Origin of the sequence: Bradyrhizobium lupini (assembly GCF_040939785.1) — a bacterium.
Lineage (GTDB): Bacteria > Pseudomonadota > Alphaproteobacteria > Rhizobiales > Xanthobacteraceae > Bradyrhizobium > Bradyrhizobium canariense_D.
The window spans coordinates 779,344-805,117 of sequence record NZ_CP162553.1 but is presented as its reverse complement, the minus strand read 5'-3'; the positions used below and the strand labels follow the sequence as shown (position 1 = coordinate 805,117).

Genomic DNA, 25,774 nt, shown 5'->3' with positions numbered 1-25,774 from the left:
GAACGATGTTGATGGCAGCGGCGTTTGCCGTACTCTCGATGGCTGCACGCCCGGCTGCCGCGGTGGATCTGACCATGTACTATCCGGTCGCGGTCGGCGGTCCCGTCACCAAGATCATCGACGACATGGTCTCGCGCTTCGAGAAGGACAATCCCGACATCAAGATGACGGCGGTCTATGCCGGCAACTACACGGATACGATGACCAAGGCGATGACCGCCATGAAGGGCGGGCAGCCGCCGCAACTGTCGGTGTTGCTGTCGACCGACGTGTTCACGCTGATGGACGAGAACGCGATCGTGCCGTTTGACGATCTCGTCGGCGACAAGGCCTGGTTCAAGGAGTTCTATCCGGCGTTCATGGCGAACGGGCAGATCGACGGCAAGACCTGGAGCGTGCCGTTCCAGCGTTCGACCATCGTGCTGTACTGGAACAAGGACGCCTTCAAGGAGGCGGGCCTTGATCCCGAGAAGGCGCCGGCGTCCTGGGACGAAATGGTCGAGATGTCGAAGAAGCTGGTCAAGAAGGATGGCGGCAACACGACGCGCTGGGGCATCGAAATTCCCTCGACCGGATATGCCTACTGGATGCTGCAGGCGCTGGCGATCGAGAACGGGCAGAAGATGATGAACGAGCCCGGCAACGAGGTCTATCTGACCGCTCCGAAGACGGTCGCTGCCCTCGAGTACTGGGTCGACCTGTCGCGCAAGCACAACGTCGCCCCGGCCGGCAGCATCGATTGGGCGACGCTGCGCAACGATTTCCTCGAAGGCAAGACGGCGATGATGTGGCACACCACCGGCAATCTGACGGCGGTCAAGGACGCCGCGAAATTCCAGTTCGGTGTGGCCATGCTGCCGGCCAGGAGCGGCGCGGATCACCGACCGGCGGCGGCAATTTCTACATCTTCAAGAGTGCGTCTCCCGAACAGCAGAAGGCGGCCGTCAAGTTCATTCAATGGATCACGGCTCCGGATCGCGCGGCCGAATGGAGCATGAAGACGGGCTACGTGGCAGTGTCGCCGGCCGCCTACAAGACGCCGACGATGGAGGCCTACGCAAAGGCCTTCCCGCAGGCCACAGTTGCGCGCGATCAGCTGGAGCACGCGGTGCCGGAGCTCTCCGTTCATGAGAACGGCCGCATCTACAAGTTCATCGGGGATGCCGTGCAGGCCGCGATCACGGGCGCGCAGAAGCCGCAGGAAGCGCTGGCCGCCGCGCAACAGCAGTCCGACCGCGTCTTGCGCGCCTACAAATAGGGACGTGGCGGGATGGCGCGCCACCGCCATCCCGCCGGCTCACAGATGTCCGACTCCATGGTCTCATCGCCAATAGCCCCGCGCCGTGCCCGATCGCAAGCGTGGTGGAACACCGTGAATGCCTGGCTGCTGCTGCTGCCGGCGGCCGTCCTGCTACTCGCATTCACGCACTTTCCGATTCTGGCGACGATCCGGCATTCGCTGTTCGTCACGCGCCGCAATGGCACGGAGGCCTTCGTCGGGCTTGACAGCTATCGGTCCATGGCGGCCGATCCGATCTTCTGGAAGGCGCTGGTCAATAATTTCTGGTTCGCGCTCGGCACGATCCCGACCTCGATTGCCCTGGCCCTGGTGATGGCGATCTGGGTCAATCGCAACATACGCGGCCGCGGCTTTCTGCGACTGGCCTATTTCACGCCGACCGTGCTGCCGATGATCGCCGTCGCCAATATCTGGCTGTTCTTCTACACGCCGGATTACGGGTTGCTGGATCAGTTGCGCGGCCTTTTCGGTCTCGGTGGCTGGAACTGGCTGGGCGATCCCTCGACGGTGATGAGCTGTCTGATCGTGATGGTGATCTGGAAGGAGGCCGGCTTCTTCATGATCTTCTACCTGGCGGCGCTGCAGCAGCTCTCGCCGGACCTCGAAGAGGCCGCGTCCATCGAAGGCGCGAGCCGGTGGTACACGTTCCGCCGGATCACGTTCCCATTGCTGATGCCGACCACGTTGTTCGTGGCGATCAACGCAGTCATCAACTCCTTCAAGTTGGTGGACCATCTGGTCATCATGACCAAGGGCGGTCCGAACAACGCCAGCACGCTGCTGCTCTACTACATTTATGAGGTTGCCTTCACCTTCCAAGATTCCTCTTACGCGGCAACGCTGACGGTTGTGCTTCTGATGCTGCTGAGCTCGGTTGCGCTGATCAAGTTCGGTTATCTCGATCGCAGGATCCACTATCAATGAGAGGCCGGACACGCCCCATTGAGGCCGTCGCAGCATGGCTCCTGGCTTTGATCTGGCTTGCCCCATTGGCCTATGCCTTTTGGAGCGCGCTGCATCCGGCCGCTTACGCCACGTCGTTCAGCCTGTCCGCGCCCTGGACGCTGGAGAATTTTGCCCGGGCCTGGAACCAGGCGCCGTTCGCTCGGTACTATCTCAACACGGTGGTGCTGGTGACGCTGATCCTGGTTGGTCAGCTCATCCTGTCGACGCTGGCCGCCTATGCCTTTGCGCGCTTCAGGTTCAGGGGCAGCGGCATCGCTTTCGCCCTCGTTCTGCTCCAGCTGATGATCATGCCCGACGTCCTGATCGTCGAGAACTACCGCGCGATCGCCAAGCTGGGATTGCTCGATACGATCCCTGCGATCGCGCTGCCCTATCTCGCGAGCGCCTTCGGCATCTTCCTGCTGCGGCAGACCTTCAAGGGGGTGCCCCAGGAGTTGGTCGAAGCCGCGCGGGTCGAGGGAGCGGGTCCGCTCGGAATCCTGTGGCGGGTCTATGTCCCGCTGGCTCGCCCGACCTATGTCGCCTTTGGCCTCGTCTCCGTCAGCTATCACTGGAACAATTTCCTGTGGCCGTTGATCGTCACGAATTCGGTGGAAGCGCGGCCGCTCACCGTGGGGCTTGCCGTGTTCGGCGCGCCTGAGACCGGCGTGGATTGGTCAGTGATCACGGCGGCAACCGTGATGACGATGGCGCCGCTGCTGATCGCGTTTCTGCTGTTCCAGCGTCAGTTCGTCCAGTCATTCATGCGTGCAGGCATCCGTTAATGAGACTTCTCACCTGGAACATACAGTGCGGAAAGGGCTGCGACGGCGTGACCGATCTGGCAAGGATCGTTGCCGTCGCTCGACAGACGCTCGATGCGGACGTGTTCTGCTTCCAGGAGGTGAGCGCGAACTTCTTGAGATTTGGTGATGGAGCGGATCAGAGCGAACAGCTGGCAGCCCTTTTGCCCGGCTACTCCGCAATATTCCGGCCCGCGATCGAAACTGTCGATCCTGATGGCAACCTCCATCGCTTCGGTAACATGACGCTGTCGAGGTTGCCGGTGCTGCAGATTGCAAACCATCTGCTGCCATGGCCGGGCGTAGCCGCGGTGCGCAGCATGCGCCGTCACGCCCTGGAGGTGACGGTTCAGGCCTCGTTTGGCGCGGTCCGCGTCGTCAACACGCATCTCGAGTTCCATTCGGCCGGCCAGCGCGAGGCGCAGATCGCTCGCCTGCTGGATTTGCAGGAGGACGCGTCAATGAGTCCGAGGCAGGCCGGCTTCCGGCACGATGAGCCATATGGAAGTCAGACCGTCGCGGCGTCGAGCCTGCTGTGTGGTGATTTCAATTTTGATGTTGCCGACCCTCAGCACGCATTGATTGCCCGATCTGGCCGGCCTCGTCTGGCGTATCGGGATGCATGGACCGCCGATCGTCCCGGCCGCGCGCGTGCGCCGACTTGCGGAATCTACGACCGCGCGCAGTGGGCCGACGGGCCCGACTGCCGCGACTTCATTTTCGTGACGGAAGATTTGACCGGCTACGTTCGCAGCATCGAGGTCAACGAAGCGACGGATGCATCCGATCACCAACCCATTGCAATCGAAGTTTCGGAATAGAGGAATAGAGGAGCTACTAAAAAGCTGTCGTTGCAAGGGGGGCTTCCTCGGTCTACGTCGCGATACGTCTGAACTCGGTCAAACAAAAAAGAATGGCACGCCACGATGAACGCGACGGCGGCTGACCTCAAAGCCGCGCCTGAATTTATGCACTCTGGCAGGTGGGCCAACACGTGATTGATTCAGAAGGCGTCCAATGCCCTTTTACGTTTGGCCGAAAGCGCGAAGGCGGCAAGCAAGCCGACAATAACAAGCACGCCGGCCAGCTTCTGTTCGCCTTCGACAGCTTCCGGCACCTGCCGAGGCGTGCGCGCAAGCATCGAGGAGGACGCGGGCGTCCGGAGACTGGTACGCGAGGCTAGGCGGGCGCCTTCAGAGAATTGAGACGCTTGCGGAGAAATGCCAGCACCACGATCTCGTCGGGAGTGAGCTTGGCGTACTGGCGCTTGAACTTCTGCGCGATCTTGGCATCAATCATCTTCACGAGGTCACCAGACATGTAGGCGTTCAGGACTTCCGGGTGCACGTAGCACTTGCGGCAGATCGCCGGTGTGTTGCCGAGCTGCTTCGAGACGCTTTCGATCGCGGCGACGACGTTGCGCTTGGCCTCGGCCTGGCTGTCGTACTTCTTGAATTCGGCAAGCGCCAACGCCGCCAGAACCGTCCCCGCCCAAGTTCGAAAATCCTTGGCGCTGAAGTCCTCGCCCGTGATGTCCTTGATGTAGGCGTTGACGTCGCCGGAATCGACGGTGCGGGGCTGTCCGTCCTCGTCCAGGTACTTGAAGAGCTCATGTCCCGGGATCTCCGCGCAGCGCTTCACGATCGCGACTATCCGCTTGTCCTCGACGCGAAGCTTCCACTGTTTGCCCGACTTGCCCGTGAAGTCGAACCGAAGGACGCCGCGCCCGACCGCGACGTGCTTGCGGCGCATGGTGGTGAGCCCGTAGGACTTGTTTTGCTCGGCATACTCGGCATTGCCCACCCGGATCAACGTCTTCTCCAGAAGACTGACGATCGTGGCCAGCACCTTCTCGCGGGGCAGTCCGTCCCGCTTCATGTCGGCGGCGACCCGCTCCCGCAGCGCTGGCAGCGCGGTCGCGAACTGGATGATGTGCTCGTACTTGTTCTGGTCGCGCAACTCGCGCCATTTTGCGTGGTAGCGGTACTGCTTGCGGCCCCGCGCATCGAGCCCGGTTGCCTGGATGTGGCCGTTCGAAGACGGGCAGATCCACACGGATTCGTAGGCCGGCGGGATGCCGATTGCTTTGATGCGTCGGATGACGGCGGCATCGGTGATTCGCTTGCCGTCCTTGTCGTAGTAGCTGAAAGTGGTTCCAGTCCGCTTGCGCGTGTACCCCGGCGCGGAGTCGCTGACATACCGGAGGCCTTCTTCCGCGATGGTGGCCGCGACCTCGGCGGTGCGGTCCAGAACCTCTTCTTCGTTGCTGGTTTGTCGGAGCATGGGCCGGTCCCTCGGAAGCACCCTGGGATCGAGGCTCCACTCTTTCTAAAGGGATGAAGACACCGGTTGGTTCCGCTCGGAGGTCGGTGGACGCGAGGTGTGGATCAGTGGCCCTCCAGAATAGCGGGACCTCAGATGGAGAGCCGGTCCGGTTCTTTCGACAAGGCGCTGCGCAGTCGATGACGGCATGGTCTAGCTTCAGACAATCGCCACAAATTTCACCGACACGCTTCCCACAGTCAATCTTCAGGAAGGCCGCCATGTCCCAGTATTCACTCGATGTATTGCGTCGGCGCTATGTCGTCGAGAAAAGACCGCTCGAAGCCAGCATCGAGCAGATCTTGCGGGCCGACGCCCGCGCGGGAGCCCGTGCCATCCTGGCCTCAATCGATAAACGGCGCTCCGAAAATAGGTCCGAGGGGCAGCGCCTGCGAAAGATGCTCCGCTTCGAGACCTCTCTCTGGGAAAGCGGCCATCATGCCGTGGCAGGCGTGGACGAGGCGGGAATGAGCCCTCTCGCCGGGCCAGTCTCTGCTGGCGCCGTGATCCTGAAGCCCGGCACGCGGATAATCGGAATCGACGACTCGAAAAAACTCGATGCCGCCGCTCGCGAAGAACTCGCGAGGGAAATCAAGGAGAAGGCAGAGAGTTGGTGTGTAGCATTCGTCGAGGTCGAGGAGATCGACGCGATCAACATCTATTGGGCAGGCATCCAGGCGATGCAGCGTGCGGTCCGGGGCCTAGGGTTGGCGCCGCAGCACTTGCTGATCGACGCGAAGCGGTTGAAGGAAATCGAGATCCCTCAGCAGTCCATCATTAAAGGTGACGCCAAGTCCGCCAGCATTGCGGCCGCCTCCATCCTCGCGAAAGTCGAGCGCGATATGGTCATGCGGACGCTCGACGTGCGTCACCCCGGCTACGGGTTCGCGGATCACAAGGGCTACCCGGTGCCGGCTCATTATGAGGCGCTCGCCAGGCTTGGTGCATGCGCAGCTCACCGGAGGTCGTTCGGACCTGTACGCAAGGCCCTCGGACTGCCGCCCCTGCCGCCGTGGCCTTCGGCATCCGAGCGCACCGCTGGTTGAACTCCTGGGGTCCACGTTTCGTCTCGGCGTACTATTTTCGCGGCCATTTCTTTTCGCGAACGACGTCCTCGGCCAATTTGTCCGACCTCAGGCCGAGATAGACCGGCTGGCGCAGCTCGCCCTTGCTGGTCCACTCCGCTAATTTCACTTCCGCGACCTACGAAGGATGCACCCAGGTCGTGACCCGCTCATCCTTTACTTTGGCTGCGGTGCTTGCTGAACGCGATCAGCTTGTGGCGCGGCAGGAGGGCCTTGAGCCGGTGCTTGCGCTATAGTTCGGCCGACATCTCTGCCCGCAGGTCCGTCAGGGCGACATTTAGGCGTGCACCTATAATCGTCAGCAGGCCAAAGGTCAGCGCGGGCGAGAACAATGAAGGCAGGGGCGATGAATGCGCAGCTGCAACATTCGTTTGCGGCTGCGCCTGTTCGAAACGTTCAGACGTCACGTTTTCGGACTTGGCTGAGGCATAGGTCCGGCTTGAGGAGTTTGAGGAGGTGTCGGAGTGCTCTGCTGCTGAAGCGCCGCGGGGTCGCCACCCGCATGAGGGACGCACGTACCGATGTTGCTGAGCAGGCGTTTGGCCTGGAGGTCGCGGACCTTTGAGTATTCGCGTCGTCGCTCGATATTGGCCGCGGCCCATCGGTCCCAGGCCTCGAAAGCGTCCGTATAGTGCTTTCGCATCTGCTCCTCGGCGGCAAGGCAATCGGCGAACTTGTCGAAAACCAGGTCGGTGTTGACCGGGGTCATGCCTCCTACCAGGACAACGAGCATCCATTTCATCTTGCCGATCGCCTTTCACACCGGGCGAATTCTCCGCTTACGCGCAGAATTCCGTTCACTGTGGTTAGATCGCCCGACGGCTGCTACCGGCTACAAAACCGTAGACGAAAAGCACGATGATGGCGCCTACCACTGCCCCCACTAGTCCTGCGCCTTCTCCTGGCCGGTACCAGCCGAGAGATTGGCCAAGATAGGTCGCTACGAACGCGCCCACTATTCCCAGGATGGTGGTCAGGATGAAACCCGAGGGCTCGTTGTCGCCGGGCATGATGAACTTCGCGATGACGCCTGCGATGAAACCGATGATGATCGTCCAGATGATGCTCATGTCTCTCCCTCGATCGCTGTGGTGTTATCCCGCCGATGAAGCCGGAAGACGTCCATCAGGCGTGTATTTGTCCACGGCAGTCGGAAGCTCTCGGGACAAACGGTCGAGAATCTCCTGCTGCGACAAGCCGGTCTGCTGCTCCAGTTTTTGAAGGACGTCCGGACCGATAGCCTGCTGGAGTTCGGGCGGGGTGACTTCGCGGTTCGGCCCCTGATTGATCCAGGATTGAGCCACATCGCCTTGCCCGTTCTGCCTGAAGTGCTCGAGCAATTCGCCGATCCCGCCGTTCAGCAGCGAACCCACGCCTCCGGTGCCCGCTAGGCCGCCAAGGCTGCCGAGCATGCCGCTCAGGGAATCCTTGGCACCCGCCGGCTGGCCGGAGGTCGCATTGCGAAACATGTCCGCCAGCTTGTCCCGATTTTGATACCCCGCGATTGCGAGCATACCCAAGAGGGCGGTCATCGATGGCATTCCGCGGCTCATTTTCGGCTCCTGAGTTCAACGATCGGCAACCAACCTACGCTGGGCTGAGAAGTTCCAAGTCTTCCCGAGCCGTGGGTTTGGGAAAGGAGGATCTAGAGAAGCATCTGCAAGAAAACGGGAGCGGGCTCCGGGCGAAAGTCCGGAGCAAACCAGCTCGCGCGACGTGCGCCAAATGGCCGCTTTGCTCATGCGGCGCGACGAAGCCTTCGTGCAGGCGGTCGAGGAACTGAAAATGGAAAAGCCCACCAAGTTGGAGCCGCGATGCTGCGTCGCTCGCGTTCGTTCGGCCTCGCGCTCGCAACAGCTTCTTTGAAGGAACTCGCGATTCCTTGAAGCGTCGCACCGCGATGAGTTTCGCGGGCGGAGGAGCAGATGGCAGCGAAGAAGAAGACCGCACGGGGACGCAAACAAGATCGCGCCCGCGTGGCTAACGGCCAGGACTACGAAGTGCGATACGATTCCTCCTGACTTGAACGCGCCAGCTGCCCGACTTGAGCTTCTTAAAGGTCGGCACCGCGTGTGCGCTCCACCCGGATTTCATGTGCGCTAGTGTGCACCGGGAGATCAAACGCGGTACAAACGTGTGCAATTTTGGCTAGTTTGGAGTGCACACGTGTGCACTTGTTCCTGCTCTAGTCCATTGTAAGGATAGGATAACTACTTGGAATATCAAGAATATCGCTTTTCCGTGGCGCCCATGATGGATTGGACCGACCGGCATTGCCGGGTGTTCCACCGTCACCTGACGAGGCGGGCGCTGCTCTATACGGAGATGCTGACCACTGGCGCCATCATTCATGGTGACCGGAAGCGGCTGCTTGGGTTCGACCTGGTCGAGCACCCGGTCGCGCTTCAGCTCGGCGGGTCGGATCCACGCGAGCTGGCGCTGGTGGCGCGGATCGGCGAGGAGTTGGGTTATGACGAAATCAACCTCAACGTCGGCTGCCCCTCCGACCGCGTGAAGGACGGCCGTTTCGGCGCTTGCCTGATGGCAGAGCCTGATCTCGTGGCGAGGTGCGTCGAGGCGATGAAGGGTGCGGTGGCCGTGCCCGTGACCGTGAAGTGCCGCATCGGGATCGACGACCAGGATCCCGAAGTCGCGCTCGACAACCTTGCGCACGCAGTCGTTGACTCCGGCTGCGATGCGCTGATCGTACATGCCCGGAAAGCATGGCTCAGCGGTTTGTCACCGAAGGAGAATCGCGACATCCCGCCGCTCGACTATGATCGCGTCTATCGCCTCAAGCGCGCGATGCCGGATGTGCCTGTCATCATCAACGGCGGCATCCCCGGTGTCGACGAGGCAAGGGCACATCTCGATCACGTTGACGGCGCGATGCTTGGACGAGCCGCCTATCAGGAGCCGTGGCGGCTGCTCTCGGTCGATACCGACATTTTCGGCGAGGCGGCGCCGCATGCCTCGATGCAGGATGCGCTCGAAGGGATGGTGCCCTACATCGAACAGCAACTCGCGCGCGGCACGAGGCTGCACTCTATGACGCGGCATTTCGTCGGCGCATTCCACGCCGTCCCCGGCGCGCGCGCCTTCCGCCGGCATCTTGCCGAGCAGGGGGTGAAGCCGGGCGCTGGCCTCGAGGTGCTACGCGAAGCGATTGCGCGTGTCGGTGCGCACGTACCGGCGGAGGCGGCGGCCTAGCCGTAATCGCATGACGAGCCGGATTGCAAGAGTCTAGTCGACTGCCAGGCGCGAGCGGCGGCGACTGGTCTGGAGCTCCGGATAACCCGTGAGCATCAGCCTGTCGGCGCGCACGCCCCAGCTCTCCAGGCGATCGAGGAAGCTCATGCCGAGCAGATTGGTCTTCATCTGCCCGCGCTGCACGACGAGGGCTGGCACCGATTTCTCGACGAGGTGACCGACGGAGAGGCGGTCGATCGTGAGGCGGGCCGCCTTGGTGTGACCGCCCGCGGTTTCGAGATCGACGTCGTATTCGAGCATCTCGAGCGGCAGCCCGATCGCCTTCGCGGTTTCCCAGGTCAGCACCACCGAGGTCGCGCCGGTGTCAATGACCATCGGTGCGGCCACGCCGTTGATCTTCGCGCGCAGCGCGAATTCGCCGCCCTGGCCGCGCGGAATCTGCACGGCGGGCGCGGGCGCTGCGGTCTGCGTGCGAAAGATATGCGAGACCTTGCTGCTCGCGCGCGCGATCTGGTCGGAATCGCCATAGGCGACGACGGCACCGGCCGTGCAGGCGAGCATGATGAGAACGAGCAGGGACCGGATCATTGCGCATCTCCAGATGCGCGCCGACCGATCAGGTGTGTTTCGGCGATCCCGCGATGGGCGGAAGTCCAGCCTGATTCATGCGCGCCGGCAACAGCGCCATGACCGTGAGGCGTTCCGCGCTCTCCATGGCGTGCCAGCGCGCGATCTCCGGCAATGTGCGTCCGCAGCCGAAGCACAGCCTGGTCTTGGGATCGATCATGCAGACGGCCACGCAAGGCGTTTCTTTGCTCATTGGGGCATAGTGGCGGATGGTCGGGCATGTCTGCAAGCACCTCGTTACGAGCCCGTACCTGCGCTCATGATCGGCTTGCGGCGGGGCCGGCGCTTCTCGTCCGCTACCGCGGAACTCTCGGGTTGGAGCGGCGGAGAATCATCCGACATCGGCGCCAGCGCGCTCATCACGCGCTCGGGCGGGAAGGTGACGATCACTTCGGTGCCGATGCGCAGCTTCGATTTCAGCGTGAACGTACCGCCATGCAGGTCGACCAGATTCTTGGCGATCGGCAGGCCGAGACCGGCGCCCTGTTCGGCCGACTTGATCGAATTGGAACCTTGGCCGAACGATGCGAGCACGACCGGGATCTCGTCCTCGGGAATCCCGGAGCCGGTGTCCTTCACCGAGAGATATTGTCCGCCTGAGGCCGTCCAGCCGGCCTTGAGCCAGATCTCGCCGCCCTGCGGAGTGAACTTGATCGAGTTGGAGAGCAGATTGAGCACGACCTGGCGGATCGCGCGCTCGTCGGCCCACAGCCGCGGCATCGCCTGCTCGAACACCTCGTGGATGGTGATGCCACGGCTCGAGGCGCGCAGCTTCATCAAATGATGGCAGTCGGCGACGATGCCGACCAGCGAGACCGCTTCCTCGTTGAGCTCGTAGCGGCCAGCCTCGATCCGCGACAGATCGAGGATCTCGTTGATGAGGTTGAGCAGGTGGACGCCGGAATTGTGGATGTCGGCCGAGTACTCCTTGTAGACCGGCACGGCATGCGCGCCGAAAATCTCGCTCTTCATCACTTCCGAGAAGCCGAGGATTGCATTGAGCGGCGTCCGCAGTTCGTGGCTCATCTGCGCCAGAAAGCGCGACTTGGCCACATTGGCGGATTCGGCGCGGTGGCGCGCTTCGTCCGAGATCGCCTTGGCTTGTTCGAGCTCGCCAATCAGCGCGTCCTTCTCGGCCCGCGCCTCGAGCGTGGCGAAGGTCGAAGAGTGCAGGCGGTGAGCCAGCAACACGAAATAGCCTTCGGCGGCGACGGCGAGCGCGGCCAGGATGTAATTATCCAGCGAGCCAGTCATCACGAAGCTCAGCGCCATCGCGACCGCGACCGGTGCGGTGGCGGCGAGGGCGGCGATCGGCAGATTGGCGGCCAGCATGCTTGATACTGCGATCACCAGCAGCATCAGGAACATCATCAGCGTTTCCGTGATCATGTCGAGCACGGGATGGATCAGGATCGCCATCCAGCAAAGGCCATAGAGCAGGTCGAGCACGACGAAACGCGTCTGCCATGCGCGCGTTGCCGCGGGCGAGGCGGGCTCGGCCAGGAAGCGGTGGCAGCTGCGGATCATTGCGGCATGAATGCAAAGCATGCCGGCGGTCCAGGCCGCGGCCGGGATCGGCTGCATCCACAGCCCAAACAGCACGCCTGTCGCGACCACAAGCAGCATCACGACATAGGAGGCCGACAGCCGCGTCTGGGCGTACTGGCGCAGCATTTCGGCATCGAAAGCCGGCCGGGTTCCACTGGTCGACGTTAACTTATCGCGCGCCTCGCGCACCCGCTGTGCCGCAGCCCGGCGATGGCTCGCCGACGGCACGCTCACCGGCTCGGCCGGAAGCTGCACAACCTCGGGCTTTTCAGCGGGTTTACTCATCGCACAACAACAATTCCTGCCCGCGCGGGACGGGCCTTCTGCATTGTCTATCTCTGGCAAGAAATCCTTAAGAGGTGACTTAAGGAGCTAAAGAATTACGTTAACCCGGCGTTAATTTTGGATCCGGCGTGAGCCGCTCAATGCAGCGCCGCGTGCTGCGCGATGTACACCACGGCGCCCGCCAGATAGCCGGCGAGCGCGGGAACGGCGATGCGGCGGGCGTACCAGAGGAACTCGATGCGCTCGAGCCCCATGGCGGCGACGCCTGCGGCCGAGCCGATGATCAGGATCGAGCCGCCGGTTCCGGCGCAATAGGCGATGAACTCCCAGATGAAGCTGTCGGGTGGATAATGCGCGAGGTCGTACATGCCCATCGTCGCGGCGACCAGCGGCACGTTGTCGATGACAGCACTGAGCAGGCCGAGCACGATCACGATGATGTCCTGTCGGCCGATCGCGGTGTCCAGCCATTTGGCCACCATGGAGAGCAGGCCGGCATGTTCGAGGCAGGCGACCGCGAGCAAGATGCCGAGGAAGAATACGATCGAGCCCATGTCGATCCGCGTCAGCGCATTCGCAAGCGTGAGGGGACCGCGGACATGCTCATCCTTTTTGCGATGAACGATCTCGCCGACCAACCACACGATGCCAAGCCCGAGCAGGACGCCCATGAAGGGCGGCAGGTGCGTGACCGTCTTGAAGGCGGGCACCGCGATCAGTACGCCGAGTCCGAGATAGAACATCACGTTCCGCTCGAACGGATCGACGCCCTGCAATCCGTCCTCTTTCGGCGGTGGTGCGATGGTCTTGCCCTTGAGTGAAAAGCTGATGAATGCGAGCGGCACCAGCAGGTTGAGCAAGGAGGGCAGGAACACCGCGCTCATGATTTTCAGGGGCGAAATCTGTCCGCCGATCCACAGCATGGTCGTGGTGACGTCGCCGATCACGGTCCATGCGCCGCCGGCATTTGCGGCGATGACGATGAGGGAGGCGAACAGCAAGCGGTCGTCGCGCTTGGCGATCAGCCGCTGGATCAGCGAGACCATGACGATGGTGGTGGTCAGATTGTCGAGGATTGCACTGAGGAAGAAGGTAACGAAGCCAATCAGCCATATCAGACGGACCTGGCTGGTCGTGCTGATGCGGGAGGTGATGACCTCGAAACCGTCATGGGCGTCGATGACCTCGACGATGGTCATCGCGCCAACCAGGAAGAACACGATCTGCGCGGTGGCAGCGACGGACTCGTCAAGCTGACGGCCGACCAGCGTGTGGTCGCCGGTCGCGAGCGCGTAGATTGTCCAGAGCACGCCCGCGCCGAGTAGCGCAGACGCGCTCTTGTTCACCCCGATAGGATGCTCGAGCGCGATCGCCGCATAGGCGAGGATGAAGATTGCGGCGAGTGCGGTCAGCAAGGCAGGATCACTTCGTGAGGTGTCAGCGATTCAGGCGCGCGAGCAGGCTCGATGTATCCCAGCGCTTGCCGCCCATCTTCTCGACCTCGGCGTAGAACTGGTCGACGAGCGCGGTCACCGGCAGATTGGCGCCATTGCGACGGGCTTCGGCCAGCGAGATCGAGAGATCCTTGCGCATCCATTCGACCGCGAAGCCGAAATCGTATTTGTCCTCGTTCATGGTCTTGTAGCGGTTCTCCATCTGCCAGGACTGCGCGGCGCCCTTGGAGATGGTTTCGATCACGGCGGCGACGTCAAGGCCACTTTTCTTGGCGAAGTGAATACCCTCGGAGAGGCCCTGGACGAGGCCGGCGATGCAGATCTGGTTGACCATTTTGGTCAGCTGGCCGGAGCCGGCGGGCCCCAGCAATTTGCACATCCGCGCATAGGCGCCTGTGATGATCGGCTCGGCGCCGGCATAGGCGTCCTGCGCGCCGCCGCACATCACCGTCAGCACGCCGTTCTCGGCGCCGGCCTGGCCGCCGGACACGGGTGCGTCGATGAACTTGAAGCCGGCCTTGGTCGCGGCCGCATCGAGCTCACGCGCGACCTCGGCGGAAGCGGTGGTGTGGTCGACGAAGGTTGCACCCTTCTTCATGCCGGCAAACGCGCCGTCGGCACCGATCGTGACCGCGCGCAGATCGTTATCGTTGCCGACGCAGCACATCACGAAATCCTGGCCCTCGGCCGCGGCCTTCGGGGTCGCCGCGGTCTTGCCGCCGAACTTGTCCGCCCACTCCTTCGCCTTGGCCGCGGTGCGGTTATAGACGGTGACCTCATGGCCCCCTTTTTTCACGAGGTGTCCGGCCATGGGGAAGCCCATCACGCCGAGACCGAGGAAAGCGACTTTAGTCATCTGTAGTACCTTGTCCGTAGTTTGGGTTTTACGGTTCTTGCCGGGCGAGGGCCGTCCGGTTCCGCCATTGCGGCAGATCGGGCGCACCATAAACCCTTGAGGCCGGAGGGCAACGGGTTCGTTTGGCCCCCGCCTGTGTTAGGATGGTGGACCTAAGGACTTCAAAAAAAGGGAGCGAAGGCATGGGCGGCGTAAGCGTGGGCGTGCTCGATCATTTCAATGTCCGGACCCGGAATCTGGCCGAAACCGTCCGCTTCTACGAGGACGTGCTGGGCCTGGAAAAAGGCGCCCGGCCGAATTTCGCCTTCCCCGGCGCCTGGATGTACAGCGAGGGAAAGCCGGTGGTGCACCTCGTCGATATTTCTCCGACTGCCGAGCCACAAAAGCCGGATTCCGGCGTTGTCCACCACGTCGCCTTCGCCAGCCGCGGGTTTGACGGCATGAAGCAGCGGCTGGCCTCAAAGGGGATGAAGTTCGACTCCCGCCAAGTGCCCGGCGGTGAGCTCTGGCAGATCTTCGTCCACGACCCCAACGGGGTCATGATCGAGCTCAACTACGAGGCGGCCCTGGAGCAGGGGGCCGCGCCCGCCGAGATGGCTGACGATATCGGCAGGCAGTAGCCTTTTGGGCGTTTCCGCTCTAATGGGGCATCTTGAATTCTAGGAGATGCGCTTTGAGCGTGACGCAGCAACAGGTTCTCGACAGCCTCGCCAGGATCAAGTCGCCCCGCGGGGGCGCGCTCACCAATGCCAATGTGCTGAGCGCGATCAGCGCGGCCGACGGCAAGGTGTTCTTCTCGATCAATGTCGATGCCGCCGAAGCGCGAGCCTGGGAATCCGTCCGGGCCGAGGCCGAGGCCGCGGTGCGCGCCATTCCCGGCGTCACCACCGTCATGGTGGCGCTGACCGCCGAGCGGAAGGCCGGCGCGGCGCCGCCACCGCCGCCAACTCCCAGCCGCGGCACGCCGGGCGTGCAGCCCGTCCACGCCCACAAGCCGCCGCCGCAGGGCGGCGCCCAATCGCCGATGGCGCGGCAGTCCGAGATTCCGGGCGTCGCGGCCGTGATCGCGGTCGCCTCGGGCAAGGGCGGTGTCGGCAAATCCACCACCGCGCTCAACCTGGCACTCGGTCTGCGCGATCTCGGCCTCAAGGTCGGGCTGCTCGATGCCGACATCTACGGCCCATCGGCGCCGCGGCTGACGGGCCTGCATGAGAAGCCGGAGCTGAACGACGAGCGCAAGATGATTCCGCTCAAGCGCTTTGGCCTGGCCATCATGTCGATCGGCTTCCTGGTGGAGGAAGAGACCGCGATGATCTGGCGCGGGCCGATGGTGATGTCGGCAGTGACGCAGATGCTGCGCGACGTCGTATGGGGCCAGCTCGATGTGCTCGTCGTCGACATGCCGCCAGGCACCGGCGATGCCCAGCTCACGCTGGCGCAGAACGTCCCTTTGAAGGGCGCCGTGATCGTCTCGACCCCGCAGGACCTGTCGCTGATCGACGCAAGGCGGGGGCTTGCGATGTTCAAGAAGGTCAACGTGCCCGTGCTCGGCATCGTCGAGAACATGAGCTATTTCCAGTGCCCGCAATGCGGCACGAAATCCGACATTTTCGGCCATGGCGGCGCGCGCCACGAGGCCGAGAAGCTCGGGGTACCATTCCTGGGCGAGATCCCCCTGCACATGGCGATCTGCGCCACCTCGGATGCGGGCACGCCCGTGGTGGACAGCGAGCCGGATGGTCCCCATGCGGCGATCTACCGCGCCATTGCGGGACAGGTGCGGGACCAGCTCAAGGGCGTCATCGCCGCGGCCTAAGCGGATCCAAGCCGATCCCTTGAAACCAATACCTTGGGGACATGCGACTTTCGTAGAGCCCTGTCATGCCAATGTCGCGTTTCGAAAGCAGGGCTTCCGTGTTAAAGGCCCACGGCAGTCAAGCCCCTTCGGTTCGACGCGGCCCAAGAACGCGTCGCCGGAATGAGCGGCAGCAAAGAGGAAGTTAGGGGAAACGCCCCAACAAGGAGAGACTGAAGATGAAGCGTCGTGATTTCCTGAAAGTGTCGGCAGCCGGCGCGGCGGCGACCGCCGCGGTGGCCTCGCCGGCGATCGCGCAGTCCTCGCCCGAGATCAAGTGGCGCCTGACGTCGAGCTTCCCGAAGTCGCTCGACACCATCTATGGCGGTGCCGAGCAGATGGCGAAGTACGTCGCCGAGATGACCGACAACAAGTTTCAGATCCAGGTCTTCCAGGCGGGTGAAATCGTCCCGGGCCTGCAGGCGCTGGATGCGACCCAGAAGGGCACCGTCGAGATGTGCCACACGGTGTCGTATTATTACGTCGGCAAAGACCCGACCTTCGCGATTTTCGCGTCGGTGCCTTTCGGCCTGAATGCACGCCAGCAGAATTCCTGGCTGTACCAAGGCGGCGGCAACGAGCTCGCCAACGAGTTCTTCAAGAAGACGAACGTGGTGGGCTTCCCCTGCGGCAACACCGGCACCCAGATGGGCGGCTGGTTCCGCAAGGAGATCAAGACCGTTGCCGACCTGTCGGGCCTGAAGATGCGCATCGGCGGCATTGCCGGCCAGGTGCTTCAGAAGGTCGGCGTGGTGCCGCAGCAGCTCGCCGGCGGCGACATCTATCCGTCGCTCGAGAAGGGCACCATCGACGCGGCCGAATGGGTCGGTCCCTACGATGACGAGAAGCTCGGCTTCGCCAAGGTCGCCAAGTACTACTACTACCCGGGCTTCTGGGAAGGCGGTCCGACCGTTCACGCCTTCGCCAACATCGACAAGTGGAACGAGCTGCCGAAGAACTATCAGGCGATCCTCACCAACGCGACCGTCAACACCAACACCTGGATGGCCGCGCGCTACGACATGGTGAACCCCGGCGCGCTGAAGCGTCTGGTCGCCGGCGGAACGCAGCTTCGCCCGTTCACCAATGAGGTTCTGGAAGCCTGCCTCAAGGCGACCAACGAATTGTGGGGCGAGATCTCGGCCAAGAATCCCGACTTCAAGAAGTCGATCGACGCCATGCAGGCCTACCGCTCCGACGAATATCTGTGGTGGCAGGTCGCCGAATACACCTACGACAGCTTCATGATCCGCTCGCGCACCCGCGGCTGATCTTCGAGCAAGTCGCAAGACGACACGCCCGGTCTCGTTCGCGAGGCCGGGCTTTTCTTTGGGGCGACGCGATCGGAATAGGCGAGCGGATATCGGCGAGCGGCGGTGTCGCCGGGGGACGGGCGGGGCCTCCAACAAAAAATCTGAAAAACAACCCCATGCACAGTAGACGAGGGGTGAGAGGACAAGGCGTTGCGAGTGTAGCCAACAGCTTGATGCGATGGGCTAATTGGCAGGCACGCCCGAGCATCGCGCGGTCGAGGGCAACTTCGTATTTTTGGGCGTCAAAGCGGGCAGGCGCGCGTGCTTCAGCGAGATCGTTTGACTCGTCGGGCAAAACAGTGGCATAAAGGCATTATCGCAAAATCCGAAATGAGCGCCTCGGCGGCTGGCCTGGGGTTGATGATGAGCTTCGATCCCGATGAGGTTCAAAGCGCGCTGCGCAAGGCCTGGTCGTTGGCAACCGCCAGTCAATGGACGGCGAGCAATCCGGCGGCGGGGCAATGCAACGTCACCTCGCTGCTGATCCACGAGCTCTTCGGCGGCGAGTTGCTGAGGACGCCGCTGCCGGCCGGCGACCATTTTTACAATCGCATCGGTGGTCGGCGGTACGACTTTACGGCCAGCCAGTTCGATCAGCCGATTGCTTACAGGGATTTACCTGCAAGCCGTGCCGATGTGGAATTGGGAGCGACAAGCGATGAACTGGCCGAACTCAGAGAGGCTTTTCAGGAGCGTCGTACGAAGTAAAGCCAAGGGCCAATCGCAGACGGGTGACAGGAGTGGGCGCGGGAAATCAGCTCAACATCAATTCGCAAGACGGTCTTTGCTCATGCGCAGGATGACCACCACACCCTCTTCCGACCAGTCAAAAGTTATAGTCCCGCCAAGCTGGGCGGCCATACTTCGGTGCACCAACTGGCTTCCAAAGCCTTCGAGCTTTGTTGGAGCGACAACGGGGGGACCACCCCGCTCCGTCCACTTGACCACGACCTCGTCCTCGTGAGCGTTGCACGATACGTCCAGGGTGCCACTTGAAAGGGACAGCGCACCGTATTTCGCAGAGTTGGTTGCCAGTTCATGCATCACCAAGGCGAGTGCTGTGCTGGAAGCCTCTCCCACGTTCATCTTGGGGACCGAGACACGAATACGAACGCTGGCTCCTTCCTCATCGTACGGCGCAAGCAGAACAGAGATGAGGTCTCCGAGAAGCGTCCCTTCTCTATTTCGTCCCGGTACCGGGCGCACAAGGTCCTGAGCACGTCCAAGAGCCATCAGGCGACTGGTCAGCTCCTGGGCCATATCCTCTTTTGATGCTGCCGAGCGTGAGCTCATTTGCGTCAGCGCCGTTGCGACGGTGAGAAGGTTTTTCAGCCGGTGGCTCATCTCGCCCGCCAGGAGCTCGTTGGCTTCCTCGGCTTGCTTGCGTTGGGTGACGTCCAGGAAAATACCGAACATCGTTCGATCCGCGATGTCGGCATCGTCGCCCTGGCCCCGCGCGGAAATCCAACGGATATCGCTGCCGGTCAGAATACGAAAATCTATCTCGTAAGAGCCTACGACTGCGCGAGTAGCGGCAAATGCCGATCTCACCCTCTCAAGATCGGCGGGGTGGATGTTCTTGGACAGTATCTCGAACGTAATTTTCTGCTCGCCCTTGGGCACCTCCCAAAGGTCGTACGCGGGTTCATCCATGGTGATGGCGTCGGTATCAACGTTCCAGGACCATAGAGCGACACCGGCGGCGCGAGTGGCAGCCCGGAGGTGCTTTTCGTGCCACAAGGGCATCGTCACCTGGCTAGGAACCATTGTGCTTCGTTTTCCCGCTTTATCTGACCAATCGGCACCTCGGCCAACGGGCGATCGACAGATACCATACCCGGTCGAAAAGGTCTCCGTTCGACCGAGAGGGCGGGTTGAAGTGTGGTCCCGCGCCCGAGTTGGCTCAGAAGCGATCCTCCGCAAACGAGCCGTGAGGTTCGCCGACGGCGATCAGCGGCGTTGTTCGTGAGCGATTACGCGTTGCTTCGCGAAACGCCTGGGCCTTCCCGTCCATGGGTCAACACGGCCTCGGCAGCAGCTTCGTCGATGGCCGCCATCACATCAGCGGTTGCGGAATGATGAATCATGTGTCCCGCTCCGTCGATCCGGTGCAATTTGCTCTGCTTGACCTCGCCATGCAGCCTGACCGACTGCTTGATATCGATCAGACGATCGTTCTGGCCCGCGATAATGATCGTCGGCATCTTGAGTTCTGCATAAGTCTTCGAACCTGAGAATGCGGCGGAGATCAACATCGTCGCTTCGGCCGCTGTGGCCCGCATCTGTGATGGGCGCAACGCCATTTCTTTCGGAAAGCCGGCGAACTTGTTCGGGACCGGCCGGGGGCCAAACAGCTTGCGCAACATCGCGGGCCACATCATCCGACCGGCTAGCGGCGAAATCGTGGAGCTGATGACGTCCCCGACCACCGGTAGGGCGGACAGCACCGACGCCGCGCTGTCCGCGCGGGGAGTCGGGAAATAATAGCCCGAGGCCAATACGAGAGCCTGCACGAACGAAGGATGTCTTGTCGCCAGCGCAACCGCAACCGACGCTCCCCATGAATGGCCAAGGACAATCGCTTGAGAGACGCCCAACTGATCGAGGGCCTTCTTGAACAGGTCCGCCTGGGCATCCGGAGTCCAGACGACGTGCCTTGGCCGCGAGCTATGCCCAAAACCGGGACGATCGAACACTATGACCCTGTAGTTCTCGGCTGCGAGATCGATCAATCCACTCGAGACGAAATCCTGGACCATGCTGCCATTGCCGTGAAACAAGACTAGCGGCTTGCCTCTGCCGCGTTCCAAATAGTGCAGGCGAACCCCCTCGACGTCGATGAACCGACCCTGCGGAGGATTATCGCGTTGCGCTTTGTTCGCGAGCCGCCGGTTTATGATTGCGGTAGCCGCAACGAGGGTACCTGCGGCAGCAAACGCGGCGGCGCCTGGATGTCGCGTGATGGCGCCCAAGCAATCGGATAGAAGGGAGCTGGAACGTGTTCGTCGTGCAAGGCGCATGTGCATTACCTTAGGTGGTCTGCACGACGCCCCATCAAATGAGAAATGTTGCAGCTGAGTTGAACGGTTCGCGGGGGTGTTCGTTCCTCGGCAGGGCCGACGGCGGCGGGGCCCAAGGAGGTAAATTTCCGGGCCATCCGCGACCTCATCCGCTCGTGCCCGGACTGGCTTACAGGAACCTGACGGAAGGGAGCGGCCGGCCCGCCGGGTGCTTTTTCGCTGGCCGAGATGCCCCGGATGATGGAAGACAGCGAAGATGCGGCGGAAGCCGTGCGGTGACACCGGAACATCCCGCGGGAAAATGCGATGCGCCTTCTGATCGTCGAGGACAATGCCGAGCTGTCGCGGCTCGTTGCCGGCGGGCTGTCGGCGGCCGGCTATGAGAGCGACATCGTCGGCAGCGCTGCCGAAGCGCGCGAGGCGGTCAGCAGCGTCAGCTATGCCGCGATGATCCTCGACCTCGGACTACCCGACGGCGATGGCCTGTCGGTGCTGCGTGAGCTTCGCCGGCAGATGGAGCCGTTGCCGGTGCTGGTGCTGACCGCGCGCGGCGGCTTGCAAGATCGTGTCAGCGGCCTGCGCAGCGGCGCCGACGACTATCTCGCCAAACCGTTCGCGATGGAGGAGCTGGTGGCGCGACTGGAGGCGATCCTGCGCCGTCCGGGCCAGTTGCTTGGCCGCTCGCTGCGCCTCGCCAACCTCGTCTATGACACCGAGAGCCGCCAGATCTTCGTCGACGACCAGCCGCGCATCATCTCCGCGCGCGAGACCTCGGTGCTCGAGATCCTGCTGCGCCGGCAGGGGCGGGTGGTACCGAAGAAGAACGTCGAGGACCACATCTTCGGCCTCGATGGCGAGGTCGCCTCCAACGCGGTCGAGGTCTACGTCTCGCGGCTGCGCAAGCAGCTCGCCGAGCATGGCGCCAAGGTCGTGATCCACACCATCCGTGGCGTCGGCTATCTCATGGCCGAGGAGAAATAGCGTGGCCCGGATCGGATCTCACGCCGGATTCCGCGCCGGGATCCATGGGAGGTCGCCGACGTTCAAATCGCTGATCTGGCGCATCGTGTTCCTGCACATCGTGGCGGTCGCGGTGGTCGCGATCTTCCTGCCGCTGGTGCTGTTCTGGCTGCTCAATTCAGAGATCGACCAGCTGCATCGCGATGCCATGCGCGCGCAGGCCGAGGTGTTGGCCGAGCGCATCGTCGCCCAGCCCGACGGGCTGCTGACGTTCAACCTGCCGGACAGTCTCAAGGGCCTTTATTCAGAAGCCTATGGCCGCTACCAGTACGACATTCGCGATGCCGGGGGAATCTGCTGTTTTCGTCGCGGCGCAAGACCGGCACTGCGGCGGCCGCGCCACCGCCGCTCTCCGAAACGATTTCCGGGGCTGGAGTCACCCGCACCATCGACGGCAAGGTGATACGCATTCGCGTCGCGGAGGACCTCGCGCACCGCGACGTCATCATCGACGACATCGTATCGAACTTCTTCCGGCGGGTCGGATGGATCACCATTCCGATCCTGCTGGTCCTGCTCGGCATCGACATCATCATCTTTCGCCGCGCTGTTGCGCCGCTATGGAAGGCCTCCGAGGAGGCGAGCAATATCGGCCCGGCGCGCACGGACATCCGCCTGCCGACGGAGCAGATTCCGCGCGAGATCATGCCGCTCGTCACCGCCGTCAACCAGGCGCTCGACCGCCTCGAGGACGGCTTTCGGGTGCAGCGGCAGTTCACCGCCGACGCCGCGCATCAATTGCGCACGCCGCTCGCGATCCTGCGCACGCGGATCGAGACGCTCGGCGATGGCGCCGCACGGCATGCGCTGCATGCGGACATCGAGGGCATGAGCCGCATCGTCGCGCAGCTACTGGAGATCGCCGAGCTCGACACGCTGGTGCTCGATCCCGGCGAGACCGCGGATTTGCGCGCGGTCTGCGCCGAGGTGGTCGGTTCGATCGCGCCGCTCGCGATCGCACAGCACAAGGATATCGCGCTGAGGGGCACCGAGGCGCCGGTGCTGATCCACGGCAATTCGGTGATGCTCCAGCGCGCGATCTTCAATCTCGCCGAAAACGCCATCAAGTTCACGGCAATGGACACGTCGGTCGATGTCGATGTGAGCGAGGATGGCGCGGTGCGCGTGCGCGATTGCGGGCCGGGAATCGCGGAAGCCGAGCGCGAATTGATCTTCCACCGCTTCTGGCGCGCCGACCGCCAGCGCAGCGACGGCGCCGGCCTCGGGCTGTCGATCGTGCGCGCCGTGGCGGATGATCACGCGGCGACGGTTGCGGTGGAGAATCGTCCGGGCGGCGGCGCGCAGTTCACGCTGCGGTTCAGGCTGGCAGAGAAGTCGGGCGACGTTGATTTGAACGCGGCGCGGCGCTGACGCGCCACTTTCTCCCACATCCGCCTTTGCCAAGGCTTCGGCGGACGTGAGGAGAGAAGGAAGATCGGGCTATTTCAGCTTGCCGGTGGACAGATCCATGATCATGCGTGTGGTCAGATAAAGCCGCGGCACGATGCTGTTGAGCTGCACATATTCGGCATCGTTGGAATGCGCGCCGAACCCCGACAGGCCCATGCCTTCCACCACGGCTCCGCTGGTCTTGAGTGCGGCAAACGCCGCGTCGGTGCCGCCGCCGGTCGCCTTCTCGTCGACTTTGAGAGGCAGTCCGATCTCCTCATAGATCGTCTTGCCGTGGGCCGCGACTCGACGTGAGGCGTCGTTGGCCTCCAGCGGCGGACGGCGCACCTCGAATTTCAGCTCGACCTTGGACTCGGGCAGCAGGTTATTCTTGATCTTCTCCTGCAGTGTCTTCTCGAGCTCGTCGAAATCGGCGACCTTAAGTGCACGTGCGTCGGCCTGGGCCGTGGCCTCCGCGGGGATCACGTTGCGGTTGGTGCCGGCCTTGGAGACCGTCCAGTTCAGTTTCAGGCCCTGCTCTGGTTTGGACAGGTCCTTCATCTGCAGGAGCTGGTGGGAGAGCTCGTACAGCGCGTTGACGCCGCCCTCGGGCCGTGAGCCTGCATGTGACGACTTGCCCTGCACCGTGAGATAGGCCGAGCCGATGCCGCTGGTGGCCAGCCGCAGCGTGCCGTCGGTACCGCCGCCTTCAAAGGAGAACACCACATCCTGATCCGCAGCGAACCTGGTGATGGTGCTGCGCCAGCCCGGTGAGGAGATCTCCTCGTCGCCATTGGTGAGCACCGTGAGCGTGCCGTAGTCCCGGAAGCTCAGCTTCTGCAGCAACGCCACGGTATGAAGAATGAGCGCGACGCCCTGCTTGTCGTCGGCAATGCCGAGGCCGTAGGCCTTGTCGCCGTCGATGCGGAACGGTTGATCCTTCAGCATGCCCTTCAGGTACACGGTGTCCATGTGGGCGATCAGCATGATCTTCTTGCTGCCGGTGCCCTTGAATACGGCGTGTACGGCCGGGCCGATCTTCTCGGGTGTGTCGTCGAGGCGATAGACGTCGGTGGGTTCGAGGATCTCCACCGTGCCGCCGAGCTGCTTGAGCTGGCCGGCAACGCGCTGGGCGATCTGGTTCAGACCTTCGACATCCTTGCTGCCGGATTCGATGCTGACGAGATCGCGCAGCGTGTCGAGCAGCGGCTGCTGCTCTTTTTGCGCCAACGCATGGACGTCGGCCATGACATTCGCGCTCAGCTCAGCATGCGCCGGCATTGCCGCACATCCCAGCCAGAGCGACGCGATCAACGAACCAACGAGCGATGGAGCAGGGTAGGATCGCGACATGCGTGGCGGCCTTAGGTTGGGGGAATGGCGCGGTATGCCCGTGTTTCCGGCGCTTGTCACGTGCCCGGCGCGCCCGTCATGCCCGGCCGAGGCGGGCGTGATGGGAACGGCCAGGGCCGCGGGCCGTCTAAGCCTAAAGTCGTAGGACCGGATGGCGCGGGAGCTGGGCATTTTCGTCCCTCACATCGTGAGGGATGGAAATCGGACGACACATGTTCCATGCTGGCCTCCAAGCCTCGGCAAGAAGGCCCACCGTCACAATCCATCAGGGTAGGAAATCATGAAAAGACGAGATTTCATCAAGGTCACCGGGCTTGGTGCGGCGGGTGTCGCCACGCTCGCCGCTCCAGCGATCGCGCAGACGACGCCCGAGATCAAATGGCGCATGCCGACGAGCTGGCCAAAATCGCTCGACACGCTCTATGGCGGCGCCGAGATGATGGCCAAGATGGTCGCGGAAGCGACCGACAACAAATTCCAGATTCAGACATTTGCCGGCGGCGAGATCGTGCCGGGCCTTCAGGTGCTCGATGCCGTGCAGAACGGCACCTGCGAAATCGGCCACACCGCGTCTTATTATTATTTCGGCAAGGACCCGACCTTCACCTTCGGCTCGGCCGTGCCGTTCGGACCGAACATGCGCATCAACCAGGCCTGGTACATGCTGGGCGGCGGCAGGGAGATTCTCAACGAGTTCTACAAGAAGTACAACGTCGTCTCGCTGCTTGCTGGCAACACCGGCTGTCAGATGGGTGGCTGGTTCCGCAAGGAGGTCAAGACGCCCCAGGACTTCAGCGGGTTGAAATTCCGCATCGGCGGCTTCGCCGGAAAAGTGATGGCCAAACTCGGCGCGGTGCCGCAGCAGATCGCCGGTGGCGACATCTATCCGGCGCTGGAGAAGGGCACCATCGACGCAGCGGAATGGGTCGGGCCCTATGACGACGAGAAGCTCGGCTTCGTGAAAGTCGCGCCGCATTATTACTTCCCGGGCTGGTGGGAAGGCGGGCCGATGCTGCTCGCCTTCGTCAACCAGGACAAGTGGAATGCTCTGCCGAAGCACTATCAGAGCATCCTCGAGCAGGCGGGGCACTACGCCAACAACTGGATGATGGCGAAGTACGACCAGGCCAATCCACCGGCGTTGCGGCGCCTGCTCGCGGCCGGCGCCAAGCTGCATCCGTTCTCGCCCGAGGTCATGCAAGCCTGCTTCAAGGCGGCAAAGGAGCTGCACACCGAAGTCTCGGCTACCAACGCGGACTTCAAGAAGGTCTACGAATCGCTGACCGCGTTCTCGAACAACGGATATCAGTGGTTCCAGGTCGCCGAAGTCGGCTATGACAACTTCATGGCGCGCAACTCGCAGAGCTGATCGCAGAGCGCACGATCGGC

Annotated in this window: 25 protein-coding genes and 4 pseudogenes; 15 read left to right on the top strand and 14 right to left on the bottom strand. The window is 62.7% G+C overall.

All coding sequences use genetic code 11. The features are described from left to right. Nucleotides 1-5: 5 nt before the first annotated feature. The 4 genes and pseudogenes from AB3L03_RS04265 (at nt 6) to AB3L03_RS04250 (ending at nt 3,869) form a co-directional block, all read left to right on the top strand. Nucleotides 6-1,258: pseudogene (locus AB3L03_RS04265) on the top strand (ABC transporter substrate-binding protein). Between the two features lie 45 nt (nt 1,259-1,303). Next, complete coding sequence (locus tag AB3L03_RS04260) at nt 1,304-2,224, top strand: carbohydrate ABC transporter permease (RefSeq protein WP_085352715.1); 921 nt, start codon at nt 1,304-1,306, stop codon at nt 2,222-2,224. After that, on the top strand, nt 2,221-3,030 hold the full coding sequence (locus AB3L03_RS04255; protein WP_085352716.1) for a carbohydrate ABC transporter permease: 810 nt from the start codon (nt 2,221-2,223) through the stop codon (nt 3,028-3,030). Before AB3L03_RS04260 ends, AB3L03_RS04255 begins: the two co-directional genes overlap by 4 nt. Continuing rightward, the gene (locus AB3L03_RS04250) at nt 3,030-3,869 is read left to right on the top strand and encodes an endonuclease/exonuclease/phosphatase family protein (RefSeq protein ID WP_368508281.1); all 840 of its coding nucleotides are present in this window, start codon (nt 3,030-3,032) and stop codon (nt 3,867-3,869) included. Before AB3L03_RS04255 ends, AB3L03_RS04250 begins: the two co-directional genes overlap by 1 nt. 182 nt (nt 3,870-4,051) lie before the next feature. Here the strand turns inward: AB3L03_RS04250 and AB3L03_RS04245 are convergent, their stop codons facing one another. Together AB3L03_RS04245 and AB3L03_RS04240 are read right to left on the bottom strand one after the other, a co-directional pair. Then, nucleotides 4,052-4,189: a hypothetical protein gene (locus tag AB3L03_RS04245; RefSeq protein ID WP_018459404.1), complete on the bottom strand. Its 138-nt coding sequence runs from the start codon at nt 4,187-4,189 to the stop codon at nt 4,052-4,054. A 38-nt stretch (nt 4,190-4,227) separates the two neighbouring features. Then, on the bottom strand, nt 4,228-5,331 hold the full coding sequence (locus AB3L03_RS04240; protein WP_085395841.1) for a DNA topoisomerase IB: 1,104 nt from the start codon (nt 5,329-5,331) through the stop codon (nt 4,228-4,230). 260 nt (nt 5,332-5,591) lie between these two features. Here AB3L03_RS04240 and AB3L03_RS04235 point away from each other — a divergent pair, with 260 nt between their 5' ends. Next, nucleotides 5,592-6,416: a ribonuclease HII gene (locus AB3L03_RS04235; RefSeq protein ID WP_085395842.1), complete on the top strand. Its 825-nt coding sequence runs from the start codon at nt 5,592-5,594 to the stop codon at nt 6,414-6,416. Nucleotides 6,417-6,447: 31 nt separating this feature from the next. On the opposite strand, the pseudogene AB3L03_RS04230 reads toward AB3L03_RS04235, so the two are convergent. The 4 genes and pseudogenes from AB3L03_RS04230 to AB3L03_RS04215 form a co-directional block, all read right to left on the bottom strand. Then, nucleotides 6,448-6,621, bottom strand: a pseudogene (locus AB3L03_RS04230) (DNA ligase); the annotation flags it as partial. Between the two features lie 237 nt (nt 6,622-6,858). Next, a complete protein-coding gene (locus AB3L03_RS04225) occupies nt 6,859-7,197 on the bottom strand; it encodes a hypothetical protein (protein ID WP_085395844.1) in 339 nt (112 codons plus the stop codon). 64 nt (nt 7,198-7,261) lie between these two features. Continuing rightward, on the bottom strand, nt 7,262-7,525 hold the full coding sequence (locus AB3L03_RS04220) for a GlsB/YeaQ/YmgE family stress response membrane protein (protein ID WP_368508280.1): 264 nt from the start codon (nt 7,523-7,525) through the stop codon (nt 7,262-7,264). 24 nt (nt 7,526-7,549) lie between these two features. Then, on the bottom strand, nt 7,550-8,008 hold the full coding sequence (locus tag AB3L03_RS04215) for a YidB family protein (RefSeq protein WP_026233798.1): 459 nt from the start codon (nt 8,006-8,008) through the stop codon (nt 7,550-7,552). Nucleotides 8,009-8,180: 172 nt separating this feature from the next. On the opposite strand from AB3L03_RS04215, the gene AB3L03_RS04210 reads away from it, so the two are divergent. From AB3L03_RS04210 to dusA, 3 genes and pseudogenes are all read left to right on the top strand, one after another. Further along, nucleotides 8,181-8,321 carry a hypothetical protein gene (locus tag AB3L03_RS04210; RefSeq protein WP_018459397.1) on the top strand — a complete coding sequence of 47 codons (141 nt, stop codon included), beginning with the start codon at nt 8,181-8,183 and terminating at the stop codon, nt 8,319-8,321. A 59-nt stretch (nt 8,322-8,380) separates the two neighbouring features. Beyond that, nucleotides 8,381-8,470, top strand: a pseudogene (locus tag AB3L03_RS04205) (DUF3606 domain-containing protein); the annotation flags it as partial. 235 nt (nt 8,471-8,705) lie between these two features. Further along, nucleotides 8,706-9,665, top strand: a complete 960-nt coding sequence (dusA, locus tag AB3L03_RS04200; RefSeq protein ID WP_231190905.1) for a tRNA dihydrouridine(20/20a) synthase DusA — start codon at nt 8,706-8,708, stop codon at nt 9,663-9,665. 33 nt (nt 9,666-9,698) lie between these two features. Here the strand turns inward: dusA and AB3L03_RS04195 are convergent, their stop codons facing one another. The 5 genes from AB3L03_RS04195 to AB3L03_RS04175 all read right to left on the bottom strand — a co-directional run bounded on the left by AB3L03_RS04195 (nt 9,699) and on the right by AB3L03_RS04175 (nt 14,435). Further along, nucleotides 9,699-10,253 carry a TIGR02281 family clan AA aspartic protease gene (locus AB3L03_RS04195; protein ID WP_085385588.1) on the bottom strand — a complete coding sequence of 185 codons (555 nt, stop codon included), beginning with the start codon at nt 10,251-10,253 and terminating at the stop codon, nt 9,699-9,701. A gap of 28 nt (nt 10,254-10,281) precedes the next feature. Continuing rightward, on the bottom strand, nt 10,282-10,485 hold the full coding sequence (locus AB3L03_RS04190) for a DUF1289 domain-containing protein (RefSeq protein ID WP_085385590.1): 204 nt from the start codon (nt 10,483-10,485) through the stop codon (nt 10,282-10,284). Nucleotides 10,486-10,529: 44 nt separating this feature from the next. Further along, a complete protein-coding gene (locus tag AB3L03_RS04185; RefSeq protein ID WP_018459393.1) occupies nt 10,530-12,125 on the bottom strand; it encodes a HAMP domain-containing sensor histidine kinase in 1,596 nt (531 codons plus the stop codon). Nucleotides 12,126-12,262: 137 nt separating this feature from the next. Then, entirely contained in the window at nt 12,263-13,540 is a 1,278-nt protein-coding gene (gene nhaD / locus AB3L03_RS04180) for a sodium:proton antiporter NhaD (protein ID WP_018459392.1), read from the bottom strand. Between the two features lie 22 nt (nt 13,541-13,562). Continuing rightward, nucleotides 13,563-14,435, bottom strand: a complete 873-nt coding sequence (locus AB3L03_RS04175; RefSeq protein WP_247370874.1) for an NAD(P)-dependent oxidoreductase — start codon at nt 14,433-14,435, stop codon at nt 13,563-13,565. A gap of 182 nt (nt 14,436-14,617) precedes the next feature. Between AB3L03_RS04175 and AB3L03_RS04170 the strand changes: the two genes are divergently transcribed. The 4 genes from AB3L03_RS04170 (at nt 14,618) to AB3L03_RS04155 (ending at nt 18,311) form a co-directional block, all read left to right on the top strand. Then, nucleotides 14,618-15,055: a VOC family protein gene (locus AB3L03_RS04170; RefSeq protein WP_018459390.1), complete on the top strand. Its 438-nt coding sequence runs from the start codon at nt 14,618-14,620 to the stop codon at nt 15,053-15,055. Between the two features lie 53 nt (nt 15,056-15,108). Next, complete coding sequence (locus AB3L03_RS04165) at nt 15,109-16,251, top strand: Mrp/NBP35 family ATP-binding protein (RefSeq protein WP_368508279.1); 1,143 nt, start codon at nt 15,109-15,111, stop codon at nt 16,249-16,251. A gap of 218 nt (nt 16,252-16,469) precedes the next feature. Beyond that, nucleotides 16,470-17,561, top strand: coding sequence for a TRAP transporter substrate-binding protein (locus tag AB3L03_RS04160; protein ID WP_018459388.1), 1,092 nt, complete (start codon nt 16,470-16,472; stop codon nt 17,559-17,561). A gap of 405 nt (nt 17,562-17,966) precedes the next feature. Further along, on the top strand, nt 17,967-18,311 hold the full coding sequence (locus AB3L03_RS04155; RefSeq protein ID WP_085353024.1) for a hypothetical protein: 345 nt from the start codon (nt 17,967-17,969) through the stop codon (nt 18,309-18,311). Between the two features lie 57 nt (nt 18,312-18,368). Here the strand turns inward: AB3L03_RS04155 and AB3L03_RS04150 are convergent, their stop codons facing one another. Both AB3L03_RS04150 and AB3L03_RS04145 read right to left on the bottom strand, forming a co-directional pair. Next, the gene (locus AB3L03_RS04150; RefSeq protein ID WP_231190903.1) at nt 18,369-19,349 is read right to left on the bottom strand and encodes a sensor histidine kinase; all 981 of its coding nucleotides are present in this window, start codon (nt 19,347-19,349) and stop codon (nt 18,369-18,371) included. Nucleotides 19,350-19,576: 227 nt separating this feature from the next. Further along, nucleotides 19,577-20,623 carry an alpha/beta fold hydrolase gene (locus AB3L03_RS04145; protein ID WP_204510888.1) on the bottom strand — a complete coding sequence of 349 codons (1,047 nt, stop codon included), beginning with the start codon at nt 20,621-20,623 and terminating at the stop codon, nt 19,577-19,579. Nucleotides 20,624-20,929: 306 nt separating this feature from the next. Between AB3L03_RS04145 and AB3L03_RS04140 the strand changes: the two genes are divergently transcribed. Both AB3L03_RS04140 and AB3L03_RS04135 read left to right on the top strand, forming a co-directional pair. Beyond that, complete coding sequence (locus tag AB3L03_RS04140; protein WP_007592584.1) at nt 20,930-21,604, top strand: response regulator transcription factor; 675 nt, start codon at nt 20,930-20,932, stop codon at nt 21,602-21,604. A gap of 1 nt (nt 21,605) precedes the next feature. Continuing rightward, a pseudogene (locus AB3L03_RS04135) lies at nt 21,606-23,014 on the top strand (sensor histidine kinase). A 69-nt stretch (nt 23,015-23,083) separates the two neighbouring features. Here AB3L03_RS04135 and AB3L03_RS04130 read toward each other — a convergent pair. Continuing rightward, nucleotides 23,084-24,385, bottom strand: a complete 1,302-nt coding sequence (locus AB3L03_RS04130) for a M20/M25/M40 family metallo-hydrolase (protein WP_247370862.1) — start codon at nt 24,383-24,385, stop codon at nt 23,084-23,086. A 280-nt stretch (nt 24,386-24,665) separates the two neighbouring features. Here AB3L03_RS04130 and AB3L03_RS04125 point away from each other — a divergent pair, with 280 nt between their 5' ends. Then, nucleotides 24,666-25,754: a TRAP transporter substrate-binding protein gene (locus AB3L03_RS04125; RefSeq protein WP_085395849.1), complete on the top strand. Its 1,089-nt coding sequence runs from the start codon at nt 24,666-24,668 to the stop codon at nt 25,752-25,754. Nucleotides 25,755-25,774: the final 20 nt, after the last annotated feature.